The sequence below is a fragment of the Shuttleworthella sp. genome, assembly GCF_057251025.1.
In genome coordinates this window covers 1-21,004 of the sequence record NZ_DBHIDN010000026.1, presented here as the reverse complement: position 1 = coordinate 21,004, position 21,004 = coordinate 1, and the positions used below count along the sequence as shown (strand labels likewise).

Annotated in this window: 18 protein-coding genes; 15 read left to right on the top strand and 3 right to left on the bottom strand. The window is 51.3% G+C overall.

The window, feature by feature from the left end; all coding sequences use genetic code 11:
- Positions 1-160: 160 nt before the first annotated feature.
- The gene (locus ACO5R6_RS06675) at positions 161-979 is read right to left on the bottom strand and encodes an enoyl-CoA hydratase-related protein (protein WP_044959358.1); all 819 of its coding nucleotides are present in this window, start codon (positions 977-979) and stop codon (positions 161-163) included.
- A gap of 190 nt (positions 980-1,169) precedes the next feature.
- Here ACO5R6_RS06675 and ACO5R6_RS06670 point away from each other — a divergent pair, with 190 nt between their 5' ends.
- From ACO5R6_RS06670 to ACO5R6_RS06625, 10 genes are all read left to right on the top strand, one after another.
- Entirely contained in the window at positions 1,170-1,679 is a 510-nt protein-coding gene (locus ACO5R6_RS06670) for a transcription repressor NadR (RefSeq protein ID WP_314057381.1), read from the top strand.
- 230 nt (positions 1,680-1,909) lie between these two features.
- Positions 1,910-2,998, top strand: coding sequence for a PTS sugar transporter subunit IIC (locus ACO5R6_RS06665; RefSeq protein WP_485626411.1), 1,089 nt, complete (start codon positions 1,910-1,912; stop codon positions 2,996-2,998).
- A gap of 578 nt (positions 2,999-3,576) precedes the next feature.
- On the top strand, positions 3,577-4,701 hold the full coding sequence (locus tag ACO5R6_RS06660; protein WP_485626410.1) for an A/G-specific adenine glycosylase: 1,125 nt from the start codon (positions 3,577-3,579) through the stop codon (positions 4,699-4,701).
- 286 nt (positions 4,702-4,987) lie between these two features.
- The gene (locus ACO5R6_RS06655) at positions 4,988-6,004 is read left to right on the top strand and encodes a glycosyltransferase family 2 protein (protein ID WP_485626409.1); all 1,017 of its coding nucleotides are present in this window, start codon (positions 4,988-4,990) and stop codon (positions 6,002-6,004) included.
- Positions 6,005-6,038: 34 nt separating this feature from the next.
- Complete coding sequence (locus ACO5R6_RS06650; protein ID WP_485626408.1) at positions 6,039-6,563, top strand: DUF308 domain-containing protein; 525 nt, start codon at positions 6,039-6,041, stop codon at positions 6,561-6,563.
- Positions 6,564-6,802: 239 nt separating this feature from the next.
- Positions 6,803-7,597 carry an endonuclease/exonuclease/phosphatase family protein gene (locus ACO5R6_RS06645; RefSeq protein WP_485626407.1) on the top strand — a complete coding sequence of 265 codons (795 nt, stop codon included), beginning with the start codon at positions 6,803-6,805 and terminating at the stop codon, positions 7,595-7,597.
- Positions 7,598-8,133: 536 nt separating this feature from the next.
- Entirely contained in the window at positions 8,134-11,331 is a 3,198-nt protein-coding gene (gene ileS, locus ACO5R6_RS06640) for an isoleucine--tRNA ligase (RefSeq protein ID WP_485626406.1), read from the top strand.
- Positions 11,332-11,768: 437 nt separating this feature from the next.
- Positions 11,769-12,665, top strand: a complete 897-nt coding sequence (ispE, locus tag ACO5R6_RS06635) for a 4-(cytidine 5'-diphospho)-2-C-methyl-D-erythritol kinase (protein ID WP_485626405.1) — start codon at positions 11,769-11,771, stop codon at positions 12,663-12,665.
- Between the two features lie 70 nt (positions 12,666-12,735).
- A complete protein-coding gene (locus ACO5R6_RS06630) occupies positions 12,736-13,428 on the top strand; it encodes a GntR family transcriptional regulator (protein WP_044959422.1) in 693 nt (230 codons plus the stop codon).
- A complete protein-coding gene (locus tag ACO5R6_RS06625; protein ID WP_485626404.1) occupies positions 13,428-13,856 on the top strand; it encodes a YwiB family protein in 429 nt (142 codons plus the stop codon). Before ACO5R6_RS06630 ends, ACO5R6_RS06625 begins: the two co-directional genes overlap by 1 nt.
- A gap of 237 nt (positions 13,857-14,093) precedes the next feature.
- On the opposite strand, the gene ACO5R6_RS06620 is transcribed toward ACO5R6_RS06625, so the two are convergent.
- Positions 14,094-14,966, bottom strand: a complete 873-nt coding sequence (locus ACO5R6_RS06620; RefSeq protein ID WP_485626403.1) for a LysR family transcriptional regulator — start codon at positions 14,964-14,966, stop codon at positions 14,094-14,096.
- A 410-nt stretch (positions 14,967-15,376) separates the two neighbouring features.
- Here ACO5R6_RS06620 and ACO5R6_RS06615 point away from each other — a divergent pair, with 410 nt between their 5' ends.
- From ACO5R6_RS06615 to ACO5R6_RS06595, 5 genes are all read left to right on the top strand, one after another.
- On the top strand, positions 15,377-16,606 hold the full coding sequence (locus ACO5R6_RS06615) for a dicarboxylate/amino acid:cation symporter (protein ID WP_485626402.1): 1,230 nt from the start codon (positions 15,377-15,379) through the stop codon (positions 16,604-16,606).
- 17 nt (positions 16,607-16,623) lie between these two features.
- On the top strand, positions 16,624-17,292 hold the full coding sequence (gene sdaAB, locus ACO5R6_RS06610) for an L-serine ammonia-lyase, iron-sulfur-dependent subunit beta (protein ID WP_485626401.1): 669 nt from the start codon (positions 16,624-16,626) through the stop codon (positions 17,290-17,292).
- Between the two features lie 11 nt (positions 17,293-17,303).
- The gene (sdaAA, locus tag ACO5R6_RS06605; RefSeq protein WP_485626400.1) at positions 17,304-18,191 is read left to right on the top strand and encodes an L-serine ammonia-lyase, iron-sulfur-dependent, subunit alpha; all 888 of its coding nucleotides are present in this window, start codon (positions 17,304-17,306) and stop codon (positions 18,189-18,191) included.
- Positions 18,192-18,501: 310 nt separating this feature from the next.
- Positions 18,502-19,623 (top strand): IS1249 family transposase, encoded by a 1,122-nt coding sequence (locus ACO5R6_RS06600; protein WP_485626399.1) that lies wholly within the window; start codon positions 18,502-18,504, stop codon positions 19,621-19,623.
- A 187-nt stretch (positions 19,624-19,810) separates the two neighbouring features.
- On the top strand, positions 19,811-20,494 hold the full coding sequence (locus ACO5R6_RS06595; RefSeq protein ID WP_156923172.1) for a hypothetical protein: 684 nt from the start codon (positions 19,811-19,813) through the stop codon (positions 20,492-20,494).
- Positions 20,495-20,801: 307 nt separating this feature from the next.
- Here ACO5R6_RS06595 and ACO5R6_RS06590 read toward each other — a convergent pair.
- On the bottom strand, positions 20,802-21,004 hold a 203-nt coding region (locus tag ACO5R6_RS06590; RefSeq protein ID WP_485626398.1), incomplete at its 5' end, for a hypothetical protein.

Genomic DNA, 21,004 nt, shown 5'->3' with positions numbered 1-21,004 from the left:
TTTATTTACAAGGGCTTGTAGGGGTTTTCATCAACACATTTTGTCCTATAACTCAAATTAAAGATGCCTGTCATAATAAAGGGGCTGTGAGGAAACGGAACGCTTCCTCACAGCCCCTTTATCCGAAAAGCACCAGAACCTTGTCTGGTCTCTTTAAGGGTCAGAAATCCGTCAGATCAGCGGCTCTCTTCTCTAAGAAGGCGCCCATACCCTCTCTCTTGTCATGGGTGTCATTGACCACGCCAAAGAGGTTGGCCTCCATTTCGACAGCGTTTCTGATGTCCATGTCATAGCCGTTGTTGATGGCAGCCTTGGCGATGGAATTGGCGTAAGAGCCCTTGGAGATGATCTTCTTGGCCATTGCCTGACAGGTGGGATAGAGGTCTTCTTTGGGGACAACCTTGTTGACCAGGCCGATGCGGTAGGCCTCCTGGGCGTCGATATTATCGCAGGTGAAGATCAGCTCCTTGGCGCGTCCCATGCCGACCAGACGGGCGAGGCGCTGGGTGCCGCCAAAGCCGGGGATGATTCCCAGGCCGGTCTCGGGCTGGCCGAAGAGGGCATTGTCAGAGGCAACGCGGATATCGCAGGCCATGGCGATCTCATTCCCGCCGCCGAAGGCAAAGCCGTTGACTGCGGCGATGGTCACCTGGCGCATCTCCATGAGCTTGAAGAAGGGCTTGGAGGCGCGGATGCCGAAGGCTCTGGCCTGGGGGGCGGTGAATCCCGCCATCTCGGAGATATCGGCGCCGGCAACAAAGGACCGATAGGGGTCGTCGCCGCCCAGCTTCTTGTTAAAGCAGGGTCCGCCGGTCAGGATCAGAACCTTGATGTCGTCTCTGGCCTCAATCTCGGTCAGGGCGACGTTCAACTCCTCAAGGGTCTCGGTGTTTAAGGCGTTGAGAGACTTGGGATTGCTGATCTTCAAGGTTGCGATTTCCTCAGCGACATCCAGGGTCAGGTGCTTGAATTCTGTCATATTCACTCTCCTTATCAAGACAATGGCGATGCCCCTTGGCATCTCTTAAGATCATGGTAATTCTTTAACAGATGGAATTCAATTGGAATCGGCTATCTGTGGTAAACTTCATGTGAGGCAGACGGTGGATTGGATTCTGTCGGAGAAATCGAGGGCAGGCGGGCGGATGGAATTTGCGGGAGGAAGATCAGTGGACAGGAAGAAACGCAAGAGCGGGCTGTTGGAGGAACTGCAGTCGGCGGACAGACCCATCAGCGCTTCGGCGCTCGCGGGGGAATTCGGAGTCAGCAGGCAGATTATTGTCGGAGATATTGCCATTCTTCGGGCGGAGGGACATAAGATCACGGCGACGCCCAGGGGATATATTCTCCCGAAAGAAACCGGACTGCCGGTCTGTCAGATTGCCTGCAAGCACGACGCCTCACAGATCCAGGAGGAGTTGAACGCGATCGTTGACTGCGGCGGCAGTCTCGTGGACGTGATTGTCGAGCATCCCCTCTATGGAGAACTGGTCGGCAATCTGCAGATTTCAAACCGGATGGAGGCCGAGGATTTCGTCAACCGGGTCAGGGACAGTAAGGCCGCTCCCCTGTCTATGCTCACCGACGGGATTCACCTTCACACAATCAGCTGTAAAAACCCGGAGTCATTCGACCGGATCCGGGAGAAGCTTCGGGAGCTTGGTATTCTCCTGTCATAAGGCAGGGAGGTGAGTTGTAATATTGCCTGCGGCAGAAGGGAATAAGCTTTTGCCACGGTATTTTTACCATGCAGCCGGAGTCAAAAGAGATATTAAGTGGCAATCATGCGGCCGGAAACAAAAAATACCATGCGGCTGGAAGAGCGGAGTGTAAAAAAGGATTGACTTTTCGGAGGGCTTTCCATAGTGTATATGCAGGTGTCATGACATATATGCGCAAGGAGGCTCTCATGTCCACTCTTCAATCCTTTCTCAAGAGAAAGAATATTGTTATTTCCGGGAAGCGCTATGGGATCGACGCGCTTGGGGCAATGGCCCAGGGCCTGTTCTGTTCGCTTCTGGTCGGAACTATTATTAATACTCTGGGGACGCAGTTTCATATCGCCGCTCTCTCCAGAACCATCGCCACCATCGCGGGAATCGACTATACCGTGGGCGGTATGGCCATGGCCATGAGCGGTCCTGCCATGGCGTGCGCCATCGGCTATGCTCTGTCCGCCCCGCCCCTGGTTCTCTTTTCACTGATCACCGTCGGCTTCGCCTCCAATGCCTTGGGCGGCGCGGGCGGCCCTCTCGCCGTCTTGTTTGTCGCAATTATTGCCGCAGAATGCGGCAAGGCCGTGTCTAAGGAGACCAAGGTTGATATTCTGGTCACGCCGGCAGTCACCATCGGAATCGGTGTGGCCTTATCCTGGGCCATTGCCCCACTCCTGGGTTCCGCGGCGATGCAGCTGGGAAGTATTATTGTGTGGGCCACAGAGCTGCAGCCTTTTTTCATGGGAATTATCGTCTCGGTTGTCGTCGGGATTGCGCTTACCCTGCCCATCTCCTCGGCGGCTATCTGCGCCGCGCTCGGTTTGACCGGACTGGCAGGCGGGGCGGCCCTGGCGGGCTGCTGCGCGCAGATGGTCGGTTTTGCGGTTGCCTCCTACAGGGAAAACGGGGTCGGCGGCCTTGTATCTCAGGGAATCGGCACCTCTATGCTCCAGATGGGCAATATTGTCAAAAATCCCCGGATCTGGATCGCTCCGACTCTCGCCTCCGCAATTACAGGCCCGATTGCCACCTGCATCTTTCAACTGAAGATGGACGGACCGGCTATTTCCAGCGGGATGGGAACCTGCGGCCTGGTAGGCCCTCTGGGAGTCTATTCCGGTTGGATCAGTGATATTGATAAGGGGCTTAAGGCGGGGATCTCTGCCGGAGACTGGATTGGTCTGGTCCTTATTTCTCTGGTCTTACCAGCGGTTTTGACCCTGCTGATTCATATGGTTGTCAAGAAGGCCGGCTGGGTTAAACTCGGGGATCAGAAGCTGTAGGAGGCCTGCTTACAGAAAGGAAGCTTAAAGAGATCTGATCAGTCGGAGCAAGGGCTGTGCAAGGGCTGTGGGCGGAATGAGGTGACTTCTTTTTGGGAGAGTCACCTTTTTTATTATGTCCGAGATGTCCGAGAGATCCTTGTGATTGCAGGATAGATTATCAGCATATTTCACTTATATTTTGTCTTATAACCCTTTATTGTGATCATGTGATAGGTTATTGTGACGATATAACAAGTCTTTGAGACTGTTTGAGGGATCATAGGTGAACCATACAGGGCAGTTTGTGTTTTAAAAGAGGCAAGGCTATATTATGGTATAGCTCAGCAAGATACCAATGTGCAGGGCGATTTATTTTGAAATAAATGCATGAAAGATAATTTTGGGAGGAAGGCTTTTCTCATTGCCCGGTATCGCACAGCGGAACAGATGGTGAGACAAGCTGCAGATGATAAGACAAGCCGCAGATGGTAAGATAAGCCGCAGATGAATTCGATTCGTGCGAAATAGTGATTTCGTGTGAGATAGTGATTTCGTGCGAAATAGTGGTACGGAAGTTCTCCGACGTGAGGTAAATAATGCTGGATCAGTTTGATCTGTTGCCCCTGGTCACCCCGGCCATGGACTGGTTTCAAGTAAATAAGAGAGATCTGCCCTGGCGGCGCGACAGAGACCCCTACCATATCTGGGTCTCAGAGATCATGCTGCAGCAGACCCGGGTGGAGGCGGTCAAGCCATATTATCAGGGCTTCCTTGCAGCTCTTCCCTCCATCGCGGATCTGGCGGCCTGTCCGCAGGACCAGCTCAATAAGCTCTGGGAGGGCCTCGGCTATTATTCCAGAGTCCGCAATATGCAAAAGGCGGCCGAGGTCATTTTGGAGAAGTTCGGGGGACAGATGCCCTCCGATTATGATGCCATTCTCTCTCTGCCCGGAATCGGCCCCTACACGGCGGGGGCGATTTCTTCCATTGCCTTTGACCTGCCTGCACCAGCGGTGGACGGGAATGTGCTCCGCATTCTGGCCAGGGTCTCGGAGGATGATATCGACATCAAGAGTGATCTGGCCAAAAAACGGGCCCAGGCTGCTTTAGAGGGTGTGATGCCCGCGTCCGGATCAGGGATCTTTAATCAGGCGATGATGGAGATCGGAGCTACCGCCTGCCTGCCGAATGGGGATCCCCTCTGCGGGCAGTGTCCCTGGGGAAAGTATTGCCTGGCGAACAGACATGGAAGCTGGGATCATCTGCCGGTGCGATCCAAGGGGAAGCCCAGGCGCATTGAGGAGAGGACGGTTTTCATTGTTCGAAACGGGTCAAGGGTAGTCATCGACCGAAGACCGGACAGGGGGCTTCTGGCGGGACTCTATGAGTTTCCCAATGTCAGAGAGCATTTGAGTGAGGAGGCCGCCCTGGCCTATGCCGAGCAGCTGGGCTATGAGCCCCTGCGGATCAGGAGACTGGAGGAGGCCAGGCACATCTTCAGCCACGTCGAGTGGCGTATGATCGGTTATGAGATCCGGGTGTCGGATGCCGAGCTGGCAAAAGAGATGGTTGAAAATGTGCCCGCTGACAAGATATCCTGGCCCGTGGACATAGGGGAGATTTCCAGGAAATATGCCATTCCGTCCGCGTTTGCGGCCTATGCGAAAGCCATTCAATTGGAGCGGGGGCCAAAAAGAGAAGATAGAGTAATGGGACTTTGAGTCGCTGTAAAAGGCATATCGGCAAGGACCGTAAAATTCGCAGCCTAAGACGATAAAGACCAAAGACCGCGAAGAGAAAATATCAGGAAAGATTAAGGGTCAGGGTTCTGACGGACTGCTACAATAGGATCATCGGCAGACGAAAAGGGCAGTTGAAAACCCACTTCAAATCGACCGGAAGCGTTACAATGAAGATATCCAGGAGAGGAAGGACGCGGCAGGGGTTTTCCCGGAACCAAAGACAGGAATTTCTGTATGCGAAGTCGATTCGCGAGATGGAGATCGTATGAAGATTATTACATTTGCCATTCCCTCTTATAATTCGCAGGACTACATGGAGAAGTGCATCAACTCCCTCCTGCCCGGCGGAGAGGACGTGGAGATTTTGATTGTGGACGACGGATCGACGGATCGGACCGGAGAGATCGCGGACGACTACGCGGCCCGGTACCCCGGAATTTGTCGGGCCATCCATCAGCCCAACGGCGGCCACGGGGAGGCGGTCAACGCGGGACTCAGGAATGCGCAGGGCATCTACTATAAGGTGGTTGACTCCGACGACTGGGTCGATCCCGAGGCCTATGTGCAGGTGTTGAGTACCTTAAAGCGCCTGGTTCGCCAGGGGACTCCGGTGGATATGCTGCTGACCAACTATGTCTATGAGAAAGTTCATGAGAACACCAGACGCCGCATGGTCTATAGCCTGCTCTTCCCCCAGAACAAGGTGATCGGCTGGAATGAGATGAAGCACAACATCAAGGGATTTACCATCCTGATGCACTCTGTGACCTATCGGACCCAGATGCTTCGCGACTGCGGTCTGGAGCTGCCCAAGCACACCTTCTATGTGGACAATCTCTTCGTCTATGTCCCCCTTCCGCACGTGAAGACCCTCTACTATCTGAACGTGAACTTCTATCGCTACTTTATCGGCAGGGAGGGACAGTCCGTTGCCGAGCAGACCATGATCAAGCGCATTGACCAGCAGCTGCGGGTCAACTATCTCATGATCGACTCCGTGGATCCCTGGAAGGTGACGGAGAAGCACCTGCGCAAGTATATGCTGGGCTATCTGGAGATGATTACAGTGGTCACCACATCTATGGCCTACCTCTCCCATGACAAGGAGAATCTGGAGAAGGTCAGGGCCCTCTGGCGCTACATGAAGCAGAAGGATCGCCGCACCTATATGAAGGTGCGCTACGGCATTATGGGAAGTGCCATGAACCTGCCCGGCCCCACCGGCCGCAGACTCTCGGTCAAGGCCTATCAGCTGACCAGAAAGATTATGAAGTTCAATTGATGGGGAGATTTTCAGGAGGAAGAGGAGGTCTGAGATGGATCAGAACCGGCAATTTGATTCTTATGAATCGGACCAGAAGGAGACAAATCATTCCTGGCAGCAGGGGTCAGAGGATTGGGGTGATCGTCCGCGGGACGGTCAGCAGCAGGGTATGAAGCGCTATCAGGTTCCCTATGACCCCAGACCGAGGGATTCCTATGGGAGGATTATTGACCGAACCAATGGAATGAGGGCTCTTTGGATGGGAGTCTTCGCATTGGCTTTTTTTGCGACGGGACTCAATGTCTTAGTGGCTATAGCGGCGATCGCCTTTGGGGTGATTCAGCTGGTTCGCTATTCGAGCAAGGCGGGTCGCTGGCAGGCAATTATGGGAATTGCCATGGCGCTTGCCTCCCTGACCCTTCTGATCGGCTCCTATGTCAGGATTGCGGGCAATCCGAACTTTCTGAAAATGCTGATGAATCAACCCGGGCAGAATATCCTCTTCGAGCAGGGGCAGGAGGCGAGCGGCGTTGATGTGAATATGCAAGCGGCGCTGAAGGGAACCTCAATTTTTTAATGGAGTTAGAATGCGATGAAATGTAGAGGGAAAAACATTATTTCTGTGGGGATAGTGGCATTCTATATGTGTATAACCATTACGCATTGTTTTTTTTTAGCACCAATTTTAATAAGATTCTATCTACCAAGGTGATAGTTGCGCACTTTTACTCGTTTACAGTGTTGTTCGGATGTGTAATAGGTCTTACTTCAGCAGTTGCATTAGTGTTAAGGATACACAAGAATGGATATAAAAATTTGTCCTTTTGGTTATGGGGATTGGCTTTGATTACATCTGCCGTGTTAATTGTATTTGGCATAAACCCCACTAAAAATACAGATATTTATACGGATAACAACATCAAAATAGTTGAGTGGAATGTTGAAAATAAACTTGAAGGAAAAGATATTTATAAAATATTTGGTGAATTTGACGCTGATATTGCAGTTTTTCCGGAGCTGGAAGGATATTATAAGGGAGACCCGGCTGACAATAGATTAAAAGAGCTGTTTGAAACGATCCATATTGATTATAGTAAATATGAAGTATTTACTTCTGCTCCTACAAGTGGGGATATTGCTCCGGTTACTCTTGTTACCAAAAAAAGTTTCTCAAAATATATTGACACTAAACAAAGTTTAATGACTCAATTTGGGACTATATATTTAAAATCAACAAATGAAGATATGCCAGATATTATCGGGTTGCACACGGCTCCGCCATTGTTAGGTTTCATGAGTAATTGGAATAGAGATTTAAATGTAATATCCTCAAATATTATATTGGACAATCCCAAGGCCATAATTATAGGCGATTTTAATGCAACGCTAAGACATGGCGCATTGAATCATATAACGACACATGAAGACGTGCTTGATTATTTATCAAGATTTAGACGTGGAACATGGCATTCCCGTTTACCAATATGGATGTCAACCTCAATTGATCATGTTCTAATACCGAAAGATACTTGTCGTGTAAAAAAAGTTGATGTATTAAAGCTAGGTGAATCGGATCATAGAGCAATTTTTGTTGAAATATCAAAATCGTAAATTGCACCAGTCACACCAGACATCAATAACGGAGATTTGCAGAACGCAGAGCAGCGCTGAGGGGAAGTGATTGACGCAGAGGGCTTCCCTCTCTATAATAGGAGCGTCTTTTATATTTCAAAGCAATGAGGAAGAGAGTAGTCGAGCAGGCGACGGATGAGCGAGCCGATGTTGGTGAGAGATCGGACCTTAGCAGCTCCATGAAAATCACTTCCTGGCAGCCGACTGAAGGGCGCGGACATTTTCTGATTTGAGAGGATCTTCTCTTCCCTTGATTTTTAATAGGGAGAAGCGGATCAGGAGAAGGGAATTTGTCGTGTGCCTGTGTAGGAAGGACGGTATCTCCCCGTTACGGAGAGCGTGTATGCGGGAATCCCGGTATCGTACAGACGCGAGGTCGACCGACGAAAAGGTGTGGTCTGACGGAGCGAGCTGAAGTCGAGCGGGAGGAATCAAGTACTTCGTATGGGTGGTTAGCAAGAGTCTCTTGTCCTGTGCGGACGGGGGATTTTTTTATACCAGAGAAAGGATAGAGCATGTCTACTTACAGGAAAGTGACAAATGACCTCAACTTCGTTCAGAGGGAGAGAGAGACCAGGAAATTCTGGGAGGATCATCATATCTTCGAGAAATCGATGGATCCCTCCAAAAAGCAGTCAACCTTTACCTTCTATGACGGTCCTCCGACGGCGAACGGGAAGCCCCATATCGGCCATGTCTTAACCCGTGTGATCAAGGATATGATCCCCAGGTATCAGACCATGAAGGGCAATTTCGTTCCTCGCAAGGCCGGCTGGGACACTCACGGACTTCCCGTCGAGATCGGTGTCGAGAAGAAGCTTGGACTGGACGGCAAAGACCAGATCGAGGAGTACGGCATCCAGCCCTTTGTCGAGCAGTGCAAGGAGTCTGTCTGGGAGTACAAGGGCATGTGGGAGGATTTCTCCGGTGCCGTTGGTTTCTGGGCTGATATGGATCACCCTTACATTACCTATGACAACAACTTCATCGAGTCCGAGTGGTGGGGACTCAAGCAGATCTGGGACAAGAAGCTGCTCTACAAGGGATTTAAGGTCGTCCCCTACTGCCCCCGCTGCGGGACTCCCCTGTCCTCGCAGGAGGTGGCGCAGGGCTATAAGACGGTCAGGGAACGGTCGGCAGTCGTTCGCTTTAAGGCCAAGGGAGAAGACGCGTATTTCCTGGCCTGGACTACGACGCCCTGGACTCTGCCCTCCAACATTGCTCTCTGCGTGAATCCCCTTGAGGTCTATGCCAAGGTCAAATGCGTTGACGGATTCACCTACTATATGGCCAAGGCACTCCTGGATAAGGTCCTGGGTCCCCTGGCCAAAGATGGTCAGCCCGCCTATCAGATCATTGAGACCATGCAGGGCGCGGATCTTGAGTACCGTGAGTATGAGCCCCTCTATGACTGCGCAGCGAAGGCGGTTGAAAAGTCACACAAGAAGGCCTTCTTCATTGAGGTCGATGACTATGTCACCATGTCCGATGGTACCGGTATCGTCCACGAGGCTCCCGCCTTTGGTGAGGACGATGCCCGTGTCGGCCGCAAATACGACCTCCCCTTCGTTCAGATGGTGGACGAGAAGGGCTGTATGAAGGCGGAGACCCCCTTTGCCGGGATGCGCTGCAAGCCCACAGAGGAGGAGATGGCAAATGGGGCCAAGTCCGCTGATCCGGCGGTTTTGGCCGATCTGGAGGAGAGAGGCCTCCTCTTTGACGCGCCCAGCTTTGAGCATGACTATCCCCACTGCTGGAGATGTGATACTCCCCTGCTCTACTTCGCGAGAGAGTCCTGGTTTATCAAGATGACGGCTGTCAAGGATGACCTGGTCAAGAACAACAAGTCGGTCAACTGGATTCCACCGTCAATCGGTGAGGGGAGATTCGGCAACTGGCTGGAGAATATCCAGGATTGGGGCATTTCCCGCAACCGCTATTGGGGAACTCCCCTGAATATCTGGGAGTGCGATGATTGCGGTCACCAGGAATGCATCGGGTCTCGCGCCGAGCTGGTTGAGAAGACCAAAGATGCCGCCATGGCGGACATTGAGCTGCATCGGCCCTATATCGACCGGGTGACCTTCCCCTGCCCTCACTGTGGGAAGCCCATGCACCGTGTCCCCGAGGTTGTAGACGTCTGGTTCGACTCCGGCGCCATGCCATATGCCCAGCATCATTATCCCTTCGAGAATCAGGACAAGTTCGAGCAGCAGTTCCCCGCGGACTTCATCTCAGAGGCGGTTGATCAGACCCGCGGCTGGTTCTACTCTCTGATGGCGGAGTCCACCATTCTCTTCGGCAGGGCTCCCTATAAGAACGTCATTGTATTGGGCCATGTCCTGGACGGCAAGGGACAGAAGATGTCCAAGTCCAAGGGCAATGCCGTCGACCCCATGGAGGCCCTGTCCACCTACGGGGCGGACGCCATTCGCTGGTACTTCTACACCAACTCCAACCCCTGGCTGCCCAATAAGTTCCATGGCAAGGCAGTGGAGGAGGGACAGCGCAAGTTCCTCAACACCCTCTGGAACACCTATGCCTTCTATGTCCTCTACGCCAACATTGACGCCTTTGATCCCACGAAGTACCGCTTGCAGACGGATCAGCTGTCCGTCATGGATCGCTGGGCACTCAGCCGCCTGAACTCCACGGTTAAGGCAGTCGACGAGAATCTGGGAGCCTACCGGATCCCCGAGGCCGGAAGAGCCTTGCAGGATTTCATTGACGACCTGTCTAACTGGTATGTCAGGAGGAGCCGCCAGCGTTACTGGGCGAAGGGATTAGAGCAGGACAAGATCAATGCCTATCTGACTCTCTATACCTGTCTGGTGACCTTCGTTAAGCTCGCCGCTCCCATGATCCCCTTCATGACCGATGAGATCTACCGCAACCTGGTCTGCAGCCTGGATGCGGATGCGCCCGAATCCGTTCATTTGTGTGACTTCCCTGCCTGCGATGAGAGCCTGATTGATGAGAAGCTGGAATCCGACATGAAGGAGCTGCTGAAGATCGTTGTTTTCGGCCGCGCCTGCCGCAATGCCTCCAACATCAAGAATCGCCAGCCCCTGGCCCAGATGTACATCAAGGCGGAGAATCGTCTGAATGACTTCTATGCGGCCATTATTGAGGATGAGCTGAATGTGAAGAAGGCTGAGTTTGTGACAGATGTCACCGCCTTTACGACCTATATCTTCAAGCCGCAGTTAAGAACCGTCGGCCCCAAGTATGGCAGGTTCCTGGGCCAGATTCAGAAGGCCCTGTCCGGCCTGGACGGAAATACCGCCTACGCCCAGCTTCAGGAGAAGGGCAAGATCACTCTGCCCGAGGTTGACGCCTCCATCGAGCTGACTGAGGATGACCTCCTGATTACCATGACCCAGAAGGAAGGCTATGTGACGGACGGGGACAACAATGTGACCGTTGTTCTGAATACTAACCTGACCGATGCTCTGCGGGAGGAGGGAATGGTCCGCGAGATCATCTCCAAGCTGCAGACCATGCGCAAGGAGGCGGGTTTCGAGGTCATGGATCACATCGCCATTGCCTACCGCGGCAACGAGAAGATCGGCGCGATCTGCGCGGCACATGGTGAGGAGATCACTGCGGAGACCATGGCGGATTCCATCGCCGAGGGAGCTGTGGACGGCTACTCCAAGGAGTGGGATATCAACGGAGAGAAGGTGACCCTGTCGGTCGCCAGGCTTGGTTGACAACAAGAGATTTTTCCTAAAGAGTATAACGGCATAATCAGGCGCTTCTGATTATGCCGTTTTCCTTTTGGGGGAATTTTGACTGCCTCGATAAGGATCCGGTGAATGATTGAGGACTGAGGAATGGACAAGCTGTGGTCGGATGACGCCTGGAACGACTATTTGTATTGGCAGATACAAGATAAGGATCGGCATTTGTTCGGTCCTTTTTTGCTGATTGTATATATTCTTTTAAGATATAGCATGGGTTTCAGGAGATATATGGGCATGGCTTTGCTGTTTTGGTTGCATAAAACTAAAAAAAGTGATCTAATAGGAGCGAAGCATAAGTTATGCATGGCTAACAGCTGTGAGGAGATTACATTGCGGGAAATCCGGGAAATCCAGTATAATGACTTTTGTATACAATATAGAAGGTGCTGATCAGAGGGATGACAATGAAGAGGATTTCACGCAGGGCCTGCGCCAAAATCAATCTGGGGCTTGACGTCCTGGGAAGAAGGGCGGATGGATATCACGAGGTCCGTATGCTGATGCAGCAGGTGGATCTGCACGATGATCTGATTCTGCAAAAAAGAGAAGACGGACGGATCTCCATGGAGTGCGACAGGGAGGATCTGCCCTGCGACGAGACCAATCTCTGCGTCAGGGCGGCGGAATTGATGCGAAGGCAGTACGGCCTGTCAGGCGGTCTGCACATTGAGCTGACCAAGCGTATTCCCCTGGCGGCCGGTCTTGCGGGCGGCTCCGCGGACGCAGCCGCAGTGATGCTGGGAATGGCGGAGCTCTTTGGACTTGCCCAGGATGACAGGGAGGCTATGCGAAGAGAGCTGATGCGTCTCGCCCTGCAGCTGGGGGCGGATATCCCCTATTGTCTCATGGGGGGGACCGCGCTGGCGGAGGGGATCGGTCAGATCCTGACGCCGATCAGACCGGCTCTGCGGGAGATCCCGACACTGATTGTCAAGCCCGCAGCCAGTGTCTCTACGGGAGAGGTCTATCGGGCTTTCGACTCCTGCACAGACTGCCGGCACCCCGATATTGATGGACTTCTCGACGCTGTTCGCAGAGAGGCATACACCGATATCTGCCATTTGCTGGGCAATATTTTAGAAGATGTGACGATTCCTCTTCATCCCGAGATCCGGCAGTTAAAGAACGTTCTGCGAGATCATGGCGCTGACGCGGCGATGATGTCCGGCTCCGGGCCTACGGTCTTTGCCTTCTTCTCAGAGGAAGGGAAAATGCGGGATTGTCGGAGGAAGCTGTTGGAGCAGTGGGAAGACCTGAGTCTGGAAGGCGTATTTTTAAGTCATACCCGAGGAGGAGTCTGATCCTGTCATGATCTGGGGACTGGCTCGGAAAGCAATCTCATGCAGATCGAATATCAACTGGAGGATTTGGATGGTACAGTCGGAACATATGGATTTAAAGCTGGATATGGATGCCTATCTTCCCCTGCGGGACGTGGTTTTTAATACCCTGCGCAATGCGATTCTGCGGGGGGATTTAAAGCCCGGCGAGCGTCTGATGGAGATGCATCTGGCCAATCGTCTGGGGGTCAGCCGCACCCCGATTCGCGAGGCCATTCGCATGCTGGAGCAGGAGGGGCTGGCGGTGACCATTCCCAGGAAGGGAGCCCAGGTCGCCAAGATGACCGAGAAGGACCTGCAGGATGTGCTTGAAATTCGGGACGCCCTGGATGAACTGGCGGTTACCCGCGCCTGTATGTGCGATGATCCGGACTTCCTCAGGCATTTGGAGACAGCCATGAAGGATTTCGAGCTGGCCACAAGAAGCGGGAATTACCGCAAGATCACGGAGGCGGACGAGGCCTTCCACGCTGTGATCTACCAGGCGGCGGATAATCCCAAGCTTGAGAGCATCGTCACTAACCTGCGTGAACAGATGTACCGCTACCGCTACGAGTATATCAAGGACGCTGGAACCTATTCCCGTCTGATCCAGGAGCATGCCGCCATTTTGGACGGACTGCGCCGCAAGGACAAGGACTATGTCAAGGCCATCATGCATACCCACCTGGCCAATCAGATCGAGGCTGTTCGAGGAGTGATCCGCGATCAGAGCCGGCATTAATGCCCATCGCCAGAGAGGCTCACATCAGGATTCTGACCAAAGAGACGCTGGACGGCCTTGTGAATGAGAGCCAAAGCGATTACAGAGGAAGGCTCCTGGAGAGGGAGAGGAGCATCCTTTTGCGCTATGAGGACGGGCCGGAAGGAGAAGAGGGACCGGCCTCGACAAGCATCCATATCCGTGAGGGACAGGTGGAGATCGTCCGCAGGGGCTCCGTCAGCAATCGTTTGATCTATATCCCGGGGGAGTGGACCAGCTGTCACTATCAGACTCCGATGGGGATTTTGGATTTGAGGGTCTTCACCGAGCGGTTTCAGTTCTTAAATCTCTCAGATCGGAAGATGCGTCTTATCCTTTCCTATCAGCTGGAACTGAATGGACAGGAGGCCGGACGTCGGGAGCTCTTGATAGAGATTACTATGAGATAGGAGAATTTTGCGTCAGACCAGTCTCAGGAGAGCTTTCAGGCCGGATTTTCGAAGCTTTCAGGACAGCTTCGAAAATGTGTTCAGATCAGATCCAAGAGTGATTTCAGACCAGTTGTAAAGGCCTCTTTTTCAGGGACAGATTTGTAAAAATGCCTGCAAAAAATCTTTATAGAATATTAGAGCGATTGAGGTGTTTGGAATGAGGATCCGGGGAGCGACATAAGGCGCCCCGGATTTTTAGTGAATCAGTTTGAGAAATGCCCGCATCTCCTCGGTCACCCACTTGTCCCGGTGGTAGATACACTGACGCTGCATATGCATGTGAAAGTCCTCTACCTGAACGATGGCCAGCTGCCCCGCGGTCACCTGGTCAACGACGCAGAAGTAGGGGAGGAAGGAGACGCCCCCGTGCTCTTTGAGCATGCGGATAATGATGGCGGGGTCCTGAATTTCGAGAAAGCATGAGAGAGCCATGCCGCGGGCGGCCAGATACTGGTCCAGGGCCTTGCGGTAGTTCTCGCCGGCCTCCGTGGAGAAGAAGGGCTGGTGAATTACTTCCTCCATGCTGACATTCTCGCGTCTGGCCAGAGGGGATGACGCGGAGGTGACGAAGACAATGGATTCTTTCGCCTCCAGAGCCTTGATCCAGTTCTTGTCGTAGATGGGCTGATCCAGGAGATAGATAATATCCAGTTCATTGTGGGTCATCTCCTGAACCAGCTCCGATGGCGGGGCCGACTTGATGGTGATCTGATAGTTGGGGTGCTGCTCATAGAGGCGGAGCAGGACATCCGACAGATGGTATTCCATGAGAGAATCGATGACCCCCAGGCGGAGCTGATGCTTCTTGAAATTTTCATTGCCCATATCACTGCGCATCTCATAGATCCGGTTTAAGATGTCGTTGGCGAAGGCCAGAAAGCGCTCGCCCTCCGAGGTCAAACGCACGTGCCGGCCAATGCGGTCAAAGAGCTGGGTGTGGTATTCCTCTTCCAGCTGCTTGATCTGGATGGTGACTGTGGACTGGGAGTAGCCCAGCTGTTCGGCCGCTCTGGAGAAGCTCAGACACTCCGCCACGCGCTCAAAGGTTACCAGTTGTCGGATTTCCATAGATTTTCCCCGCCCTTTTTACTTTCGATCCTTCTGAACACAGAATATTTGCGGAAGCCCTGCCACAGGATGCATGAGACGTCCATACATCCCTTGCATGTTAGGAGTGAATCAGGTGCTTCCTGCGCCTTGTGCATTCGACAGAGGAATCAGATGCCGCATGTGTTTTGGACATTTGATGAACAAATCAGATACTCCGTGCATCTTGTAGATTTCGCAAACGCATCAGATACTCTTATTATAAGGATTAAGAGAAAACGATTAAAGATTTTCATAGACTTTATCAAAAAGATTAAATTCACAAATAGTACGTTCAAGTTATACTATATCTGTGGTTAGATTCTGATCATTTCTGATGTTGAGACCATCAGAGTGGTCAGGCAGTTTCGTTTCAAGAAAAGGGGAAAGAAATGAAAGAAAAAAAGAAATTGGGCCTTGTCCCGCGTCTCATCATTGCCATTATCCTTGGTATTCTGATCGGTCAGTTCATGCCGCTCTGGTTCTCAAGAACCGTTGTGACGCTGTCCGGCATTTTCTCCACGGTGCTCAAGTTCGTGATTCCACTCATGATCCTGGCATATGTCACCATGGGAATTGCGGACCTGACCCAGTCAGCCGGCAAGCTCTTGCTGATTACGGTGGCCATGGCATATGGTTCCACCCTGATCGCAGGTACCCTGTCCTATCTGGTATCCGCGGCCCTCTTCCCGTCCTTCATGTCGCCTGACGCTCTGAGTCAGATTCAGGCGACAGCGGGCAACTCCGTAGAGTCCTTCTTCTCTATTAAGATCCCGCCTCTTTTAGACACCATCTCCGCGGTTGTTCTGGCCTTTATGCTGGGCCTCTGCCTGTCCTCCATGAGAGGCAAGAAGGAGATCGGAGACACTCTCTACAATGGGATGAAGGACTTCTCTTCCATCATTGACCGTGTTCTTCACGTGGCTATCATCCCTCTTCTGCCCCTCTATATCTGCGGTACCTTCGTTGATATGACCGTGTCCGGCAAGACCTATGTGATCCTTGGAATCCTCTGGAAGGTATTCCTGGTTGTTATCATCATGCACCTGATCTATCTGCTGGCGCAGTTTACTCTGGCGGGAAGCATCTCTCACCAGAACCCTTTCCAGCTGATGAAGAACCAGATCCCGGGATACACCACGGCGATCGGAACCCAGTCCTCCGCGGCGACCATTCCGGTCAATCTGCAGTGCGCCGAGAAGGATGGAGTCAGCGAACAGATCAGGAACTTCGTCGTTCCGCTCTGCGCCAACATCCACATGTGCGGATCCATGATTACCATCACTGCCTGCGCGACAGCCGTCTGCCTGATGAACAACCTGCCCATCTCTCTTGGCACGGTTGTTCCCTTCATCATGACTCTCGGCGTGGCCATGGTTGCCTCTCCCGGAGCGCCGGGCGGTTCCATTATGACGGCCCTGCCCTTCCTCTATCTGATCTTCGGCAAGGAGGCCGGCGATCCCAATGGACCGATCTGCGCCATCATGGTTGCCCTCTATCTGACCCAGGATTCCTTCGGAACCGCTTGTAACGTATCCGGAGACAATGCCATTGGCGTGATCGTCAATGCCATCTACAATAAGTTCCTTGCCCAGGGTGGCGAAAAGAGCGCCCAGGCATAAGCCGCGGAGGCATTTTCATGAATGTATTTCACATCATCGGGCCGGTCATGATTGGTCCATCCAGTTCCCATACGGCCGGAGCAGTGCGCCTGGGCAGGGTGGTGAACAAGGTGTCCAATGACCAGCCCCTGGCCTCGGTCAGGATTGAACTGTCGGGATCCTTCGCCAGAACCTATCAGGGGCACGGCACGGATCGGGCCCTTCTGGCGGGGATCATGGGCTACCATTCCTATTCTGAGGAGATAAGGGATGCTCTGGAGATCGCCAGCCAGAGGGGAATTTCCTACGAATTCATTCCAAGAGACATCCCCGGAGCCCATCCCAATACCGCCTGCATTCATTACCGGACGGTCAGCGGAGAAGAAGGCTGTGTCCAGGGAGCCAGCATTGGCGGCGGCAATATCCGGGTCGACTTCGTCAACGGGATGGAGGTCAACTTCACCGGAGAGAACAATACCATTCTGGTTCTGCACAGGGATCGGCCGGGTGTCATCGCTGACGTCACAAACCTCATGCGGGTGAAATATTCTGACGTCAATATCGGCAATTTCAAGCTCTCCCGCAAGGAGAAGGGATCGACGGCGCTGATGACCATTGAGATTGACCAGATGCCCCCTCTGGGAATGACAGAGGAGATTGAGAGTCTTGAAAATGTGGAAAGAGCCCTTCTGATCCGGGCTGTCTGATGGAGGTCGCCATGTTTAAGTATGAGACAATTCAGGAACTGGTCGATGCTGCGCAGACGTCCGGCAAAAAGATCAGCGATATCTTCATTGAAGATCAGGCGAAAGCTATGGAGACCAGTCCGGAGGAGATCATTACCAGGATGGATGAGGCCTTTCAGGTCATGATTGACTGTACGGTGCGCGGAGCCGACAGGGATCTGCGCTCTCACTCCGGTCTGACCGGGGGAGAGGGCTACAAGATGCTCAGCTACGCGGCGGATGCCCCGGAGGGCGGATGGATGGGCTCTTACATGACCAAGGCGGTCGGACGGGCCCTGTCGGCCTCTGTCTCGAATGCCGCTATGGGCAAGATTGTCGCGGCGCCGACAGCCGGCTCCTGCGGGATTCTCCCGGGCTGTCTGGTCAGCGCCTATGAGGATCGGGGCATGGACCGGGAGGCCTGTGTCAGAGCTCTCTTTACGGCTGGCGCCTTCGGACTGGTGGTAGCCAATGTAGCGTCCATTGCGGGGGCGGAGGGCGGTTGCCAGGCTGAGTGCGGTTCCGCCTCCGGTATGGCGGCCGCGGCTCTGGTAGAGCTCAGGGGCGGAAGTCCCCAGCAGGCGGCTACCGCCATGGGGATCGCGATTGTCAATCAGATGGGTCTGGTCTGTGATCCGGTAGCCGGTCTGGTCGAGATCCCCTGCATCAAGCGCAATGCCTCCGGTGTCATGATCGCCTTTACGGCAGCGGACATGGCCCTGTCCGGAATCGACTTAAAGATTCCCGTCGACGAGTGCATCTCGGCCATGAAGGCGGTCGGAGACAGCATGCCGGAAGCGCTCAGGGAGACGGCCGGAGGAGGTCTGGCGGCGACGCCGACCGGAAAGAAATTAAGAGAGCAGGTCTTTGGGAAAGAGTAAGAGACCGGAACAGGAAAGGAAAAGCTGCACTCATCATGGGTTGAGGGGCTGCGGGGAAAGGAGGATTCATTCCCTGCAGTCCCTTTCGTTGCGTTGTTATGGTGGGAATTGTGAGTTATAGGACAAAACGTGTTGATGAAAACCCCTCCGAAGCCTTGTAAATAAAGGGCTCGGAGGGGTTCAATCTTGTTTCAATGAACTTTGAGGGTGGACAAAATGTGTTGATAAAAAGTACCTCAAAGCCTTGTGTATTCAAGGGTTTGAAGGGGTTTAATCTTCCTAAAAAACAGAGGGGCTCAAGGGGGATTAAATGAATCAGGTAAATTGTCCGGTTTGTGGAAATAAATGTGTGAAATCCGGAAAAACAAAAGCAGGATCACAACGTTGGTTATGCAAGCAATGTAAAAGCTCACTAACACATAGAATTGATAATCGTGCGAAGGAACTGCAACTCTTCCAAGATTGGCTGTTTAGCAAAAATTCCCAATCGACAATGCCTGGTGAGGGACGAACATTTCGAAGAAAGACAGCTAAGTGCTGGGATATTTGGCCGATGCCTCCTAAGATAGAACGCTCTAGTGACGTGGTCTTCTTAGATGGCATTTATCTTGGCCGAAAGGCTTGTGTATTGATCTGTTGCGACAGAGAGAATGTTCTTGGCTGGTATCTGTGTAGATACGAGCATGCAGGTGCTTGGACAGCGTTAATGAGGCGAATTGCGGAACCAAGGATGGTTGTTTCAGATGGTGGAAGTGGATTTGCGAAAGCACTAAGAAAGGTATGGCCAAACGCAAAACATCAGCGTTGTACATTCCATGTATTCTGCCAAGTAAAACGATATACGACCTCTCGTCCCAATACGTTGGCAGGATTTGAACTATATCGCTTAGCAAAGGACTTGTCGAAAATCAAGGATAAGAAAGAGGCAGGGGTCTGGGTTGGACACTTTGTAAACTGGACCCATAAGCATCAAGAGTTTTTAAGCCAGATGACCATTGATGAGAACGGAAAGAAAAGGCCCACGCACGAGAGGCTTTTAAAAGCGGAAAGATCACTGCTTAAGTTGATCAGAGAGAATACCATTTTCACCTATCTTGATGAGGATTTAATGCGAGAATTTAGCCCTCCATCTACGAATAATCGTATTGAGGGAGGTGTTAATTCTAGGCTAAGAGAGATGCTAAGAAACCATAGGGGACTTTCAATTGAGAGACGAATAAAAGCGGTTTACTGGTGGTGTTACATGCACTCACCAGAACCGCTTTCCTTGTCTGAAATATTAAATATAATGCCCACTGACAAGAGCATAGCTGCCATATACAAAAAGATGAGTGAGAAGCAAAAACTAGAAAAAAGCCTCTCGATATGGGGAGATGCTATTGTTTGGAGCGACTTCCATAAGGTGGACAGATTCTATGATCAATGGGATTAGCCATCAACACGTTTTGTCCTATAACCCGTTTTTTATCTTTATGATAAAACAGTATATGTTCATGAGCTTATCGTTTTAATTATACTATTGTGTTTCAGATATAACCAGTCTATTCATTCTCCCCGATATATATTATCATGTTCTTATAAATACATCCTTTTTATGCTGACAAAGGGGGGTGAATCCAATGGATATATTTTTCTATTTTGGAACTCATCAATTTTTTCTCAGAAAGGATAATTTTATCATGAAAAAGATCATATCATTGGTTTTGGTTTCTGCAATACTGATATTTTCTTCACTTCCAGTATTGGCGGCTCCAAACGAATTTAACAACACAACAGATTCCCATTTTTCCAACATATCAGCCGTCATTACAGATGACATTACCGGTGAAACAATTATTATTTCGCCCCAAAAAATTTCCAATCATATTTCTATAAATGACGGTAATAGTATAACTGAAGAAGCGACTGCCACTTTCACTTTACCAACACCTGGAATTATACCTTTTTATTCTGATACATCGATCACTGAAACCGATGTTGAAGCAACTGTTAAAATTAACTACGATCGATCTGGTAGAAAAATTCGAGTCAACGGCGTCAGTGGTAGTTGGGTTCCATCCCTTAGCCTAATTAATATTTCTAATAGAGAAGTTCATTATGGCGATGGAGCCCCCTTCTCACACAGTGCACACAAGTACCCAACCTCTAATTACTTTAGCTATACTACTGGCTGGGGTTGGGTAAATTGGTATCCCGCTTCTCAAGATGCCATGACCGGTGCCAGAGCATTTACATCTGCCACCGTTTCAGTTACGGGGATGACGCCACACACAATAGAAGTTTTTGTAACAGCAACAAAATAATCAATAAGGTGATATTATGCTTTTCAAATATTCTTCACTATGCTCAAATATTAACTCGGAAAGGAAAAATTGCATTATAGACATTCTTAGTCAAAACCATATTGACTACAAAATAAAGGCTAAAATGCCATTTCGGATGCATTCATTTAACTCATCTAAAATAGCTGGCATAGGCAGAACATCTAAAAGTTATGATGTTCGATATACAATAATGGTTCAAAAGGATGATCTTGAATTTGCACTTAAACTAATAAAATGAGCATATCAAGAGATTGAGGGATCCTTTCGAGGACCATCAATCTCTTTTCTATCGTTCCAAACCTCTTTTTTTCGTTTTTTGCTTTGATTGCACAATTGACTTGTAAATTTCCGGCAATTTTTCCTTAATAATCTCTTTTAGCTTATGAACCAGTTCCTCCAGACCTACGATCCTTTCTTTCAAACTTTGATTTTCCTTGTCTGAAATATTAAATATAATGCCCACTGACAAGAGCATAGCTGCCATATACA

Bases quoted from the DNA above. Each gene is read 5' to 3' on its own strand.
- ACO5R6_RS06615 (WP_485626402.1), top strand. From the start codon at position 15,377: ATGAAAGAAAAAAAGAAATTGGGCCTTGTCCCGCGTCTCATCATTGCC.
- sdaAA (WP_485626400.1), top strand. From the start codon at position 17,304: ATGTTTAAGTATGAGACAATTCAGGAACTGGTCGATGCTGCGCAGACG.
- ACO5R6_RS06675 (WP_044959358.1), bottom strand. From the start codon at position 979: ATGACAGAATTCAAGCACCTGACCCTGGATGTCGCTGAGGAAATCGCA.
- ACO5R6_RS06660 (WP_485626410.1), top strand. From the start codon at position 3,577: ATGCTGGATCAGTTTGATCTGTTGCCCCTGGTCACCCCGGCCATGGAC.
- ACO5R6_RS06620 (WP_485626403.1), bottom strand. From the start codon at position 14,966: ATGGAAATCCGACAACTGGTAACCTTTGAGCGCGTGGCGGAGTGTCTG.
- sdaAB (WP_485626401.1), top strand. From the start codon at position 16,624: ATGAATGTATTTCACATCATCGGGCCGGTCATGATTGGTCCATCCAGT.
- ispE (WP_485626405.1), top strand. From the start codon at position 11,769: ATGAAGAGGATTTCACGCAGGGCCTGCGCCAAAATCAATCTGGGGCTT.
- ACO5R6_RS06665 (WP_485626411.1), top strand. From the start codon at position 1,910: ATGTCCACTCTTCAATCCTTTCTCAAGAGAAAGAATATTGTTATTTCC.
- ACO5R6_RS06595 (WP_156923172.1), top strand. From the start codon at position 19,811: ATGGATATATTTTTCTATTTTGGAACTCATCAATTTTTTCTCAGAAAG.
- ACO5R6_RS06600 (WP_485626399.1), top strand. From the start codon at position 18,502: ATGAATCAGGTAAATTGTCCGGTTTGTGGAAATAAATGTGTGAAATCC.
- ACO5R6_RS06625 (WP_485626404.1), top strand. From the start codon at position 13,428: ATGCCCATCGCCAGAGAGGCTCACATCAGGATTCTGACCAAAGAGACG.
- ACO5R6_RS06655 (WP_485626409.1), top strand. From the start codon at position 4,988: ATGAAGATTATTACATTTGCCATTCCCTCTTATAATTCGCAGGACTAC.
- ileS (WP_485626406.1), top strand. From the start codon at position 8,134: ATGTCTACTTACAGGAAAGTGACAAATGACCTCAACTTCGTTCAGAGG.
- ACO5R6_RS06630 (WP_044959422.1), top strand. From the start codon at position 12,736: ATGGTACAGTCGGAACATATGGATTTAAAGCTGGATATGGATGCCTAT.
- ACO5R6_RS06650 (WP_485626408.1), top strand. From the start codon at position 6,039: ATGGATCAGAACCGGCAATTTGATTCTTATGAATCGGACCAGAAGGAG.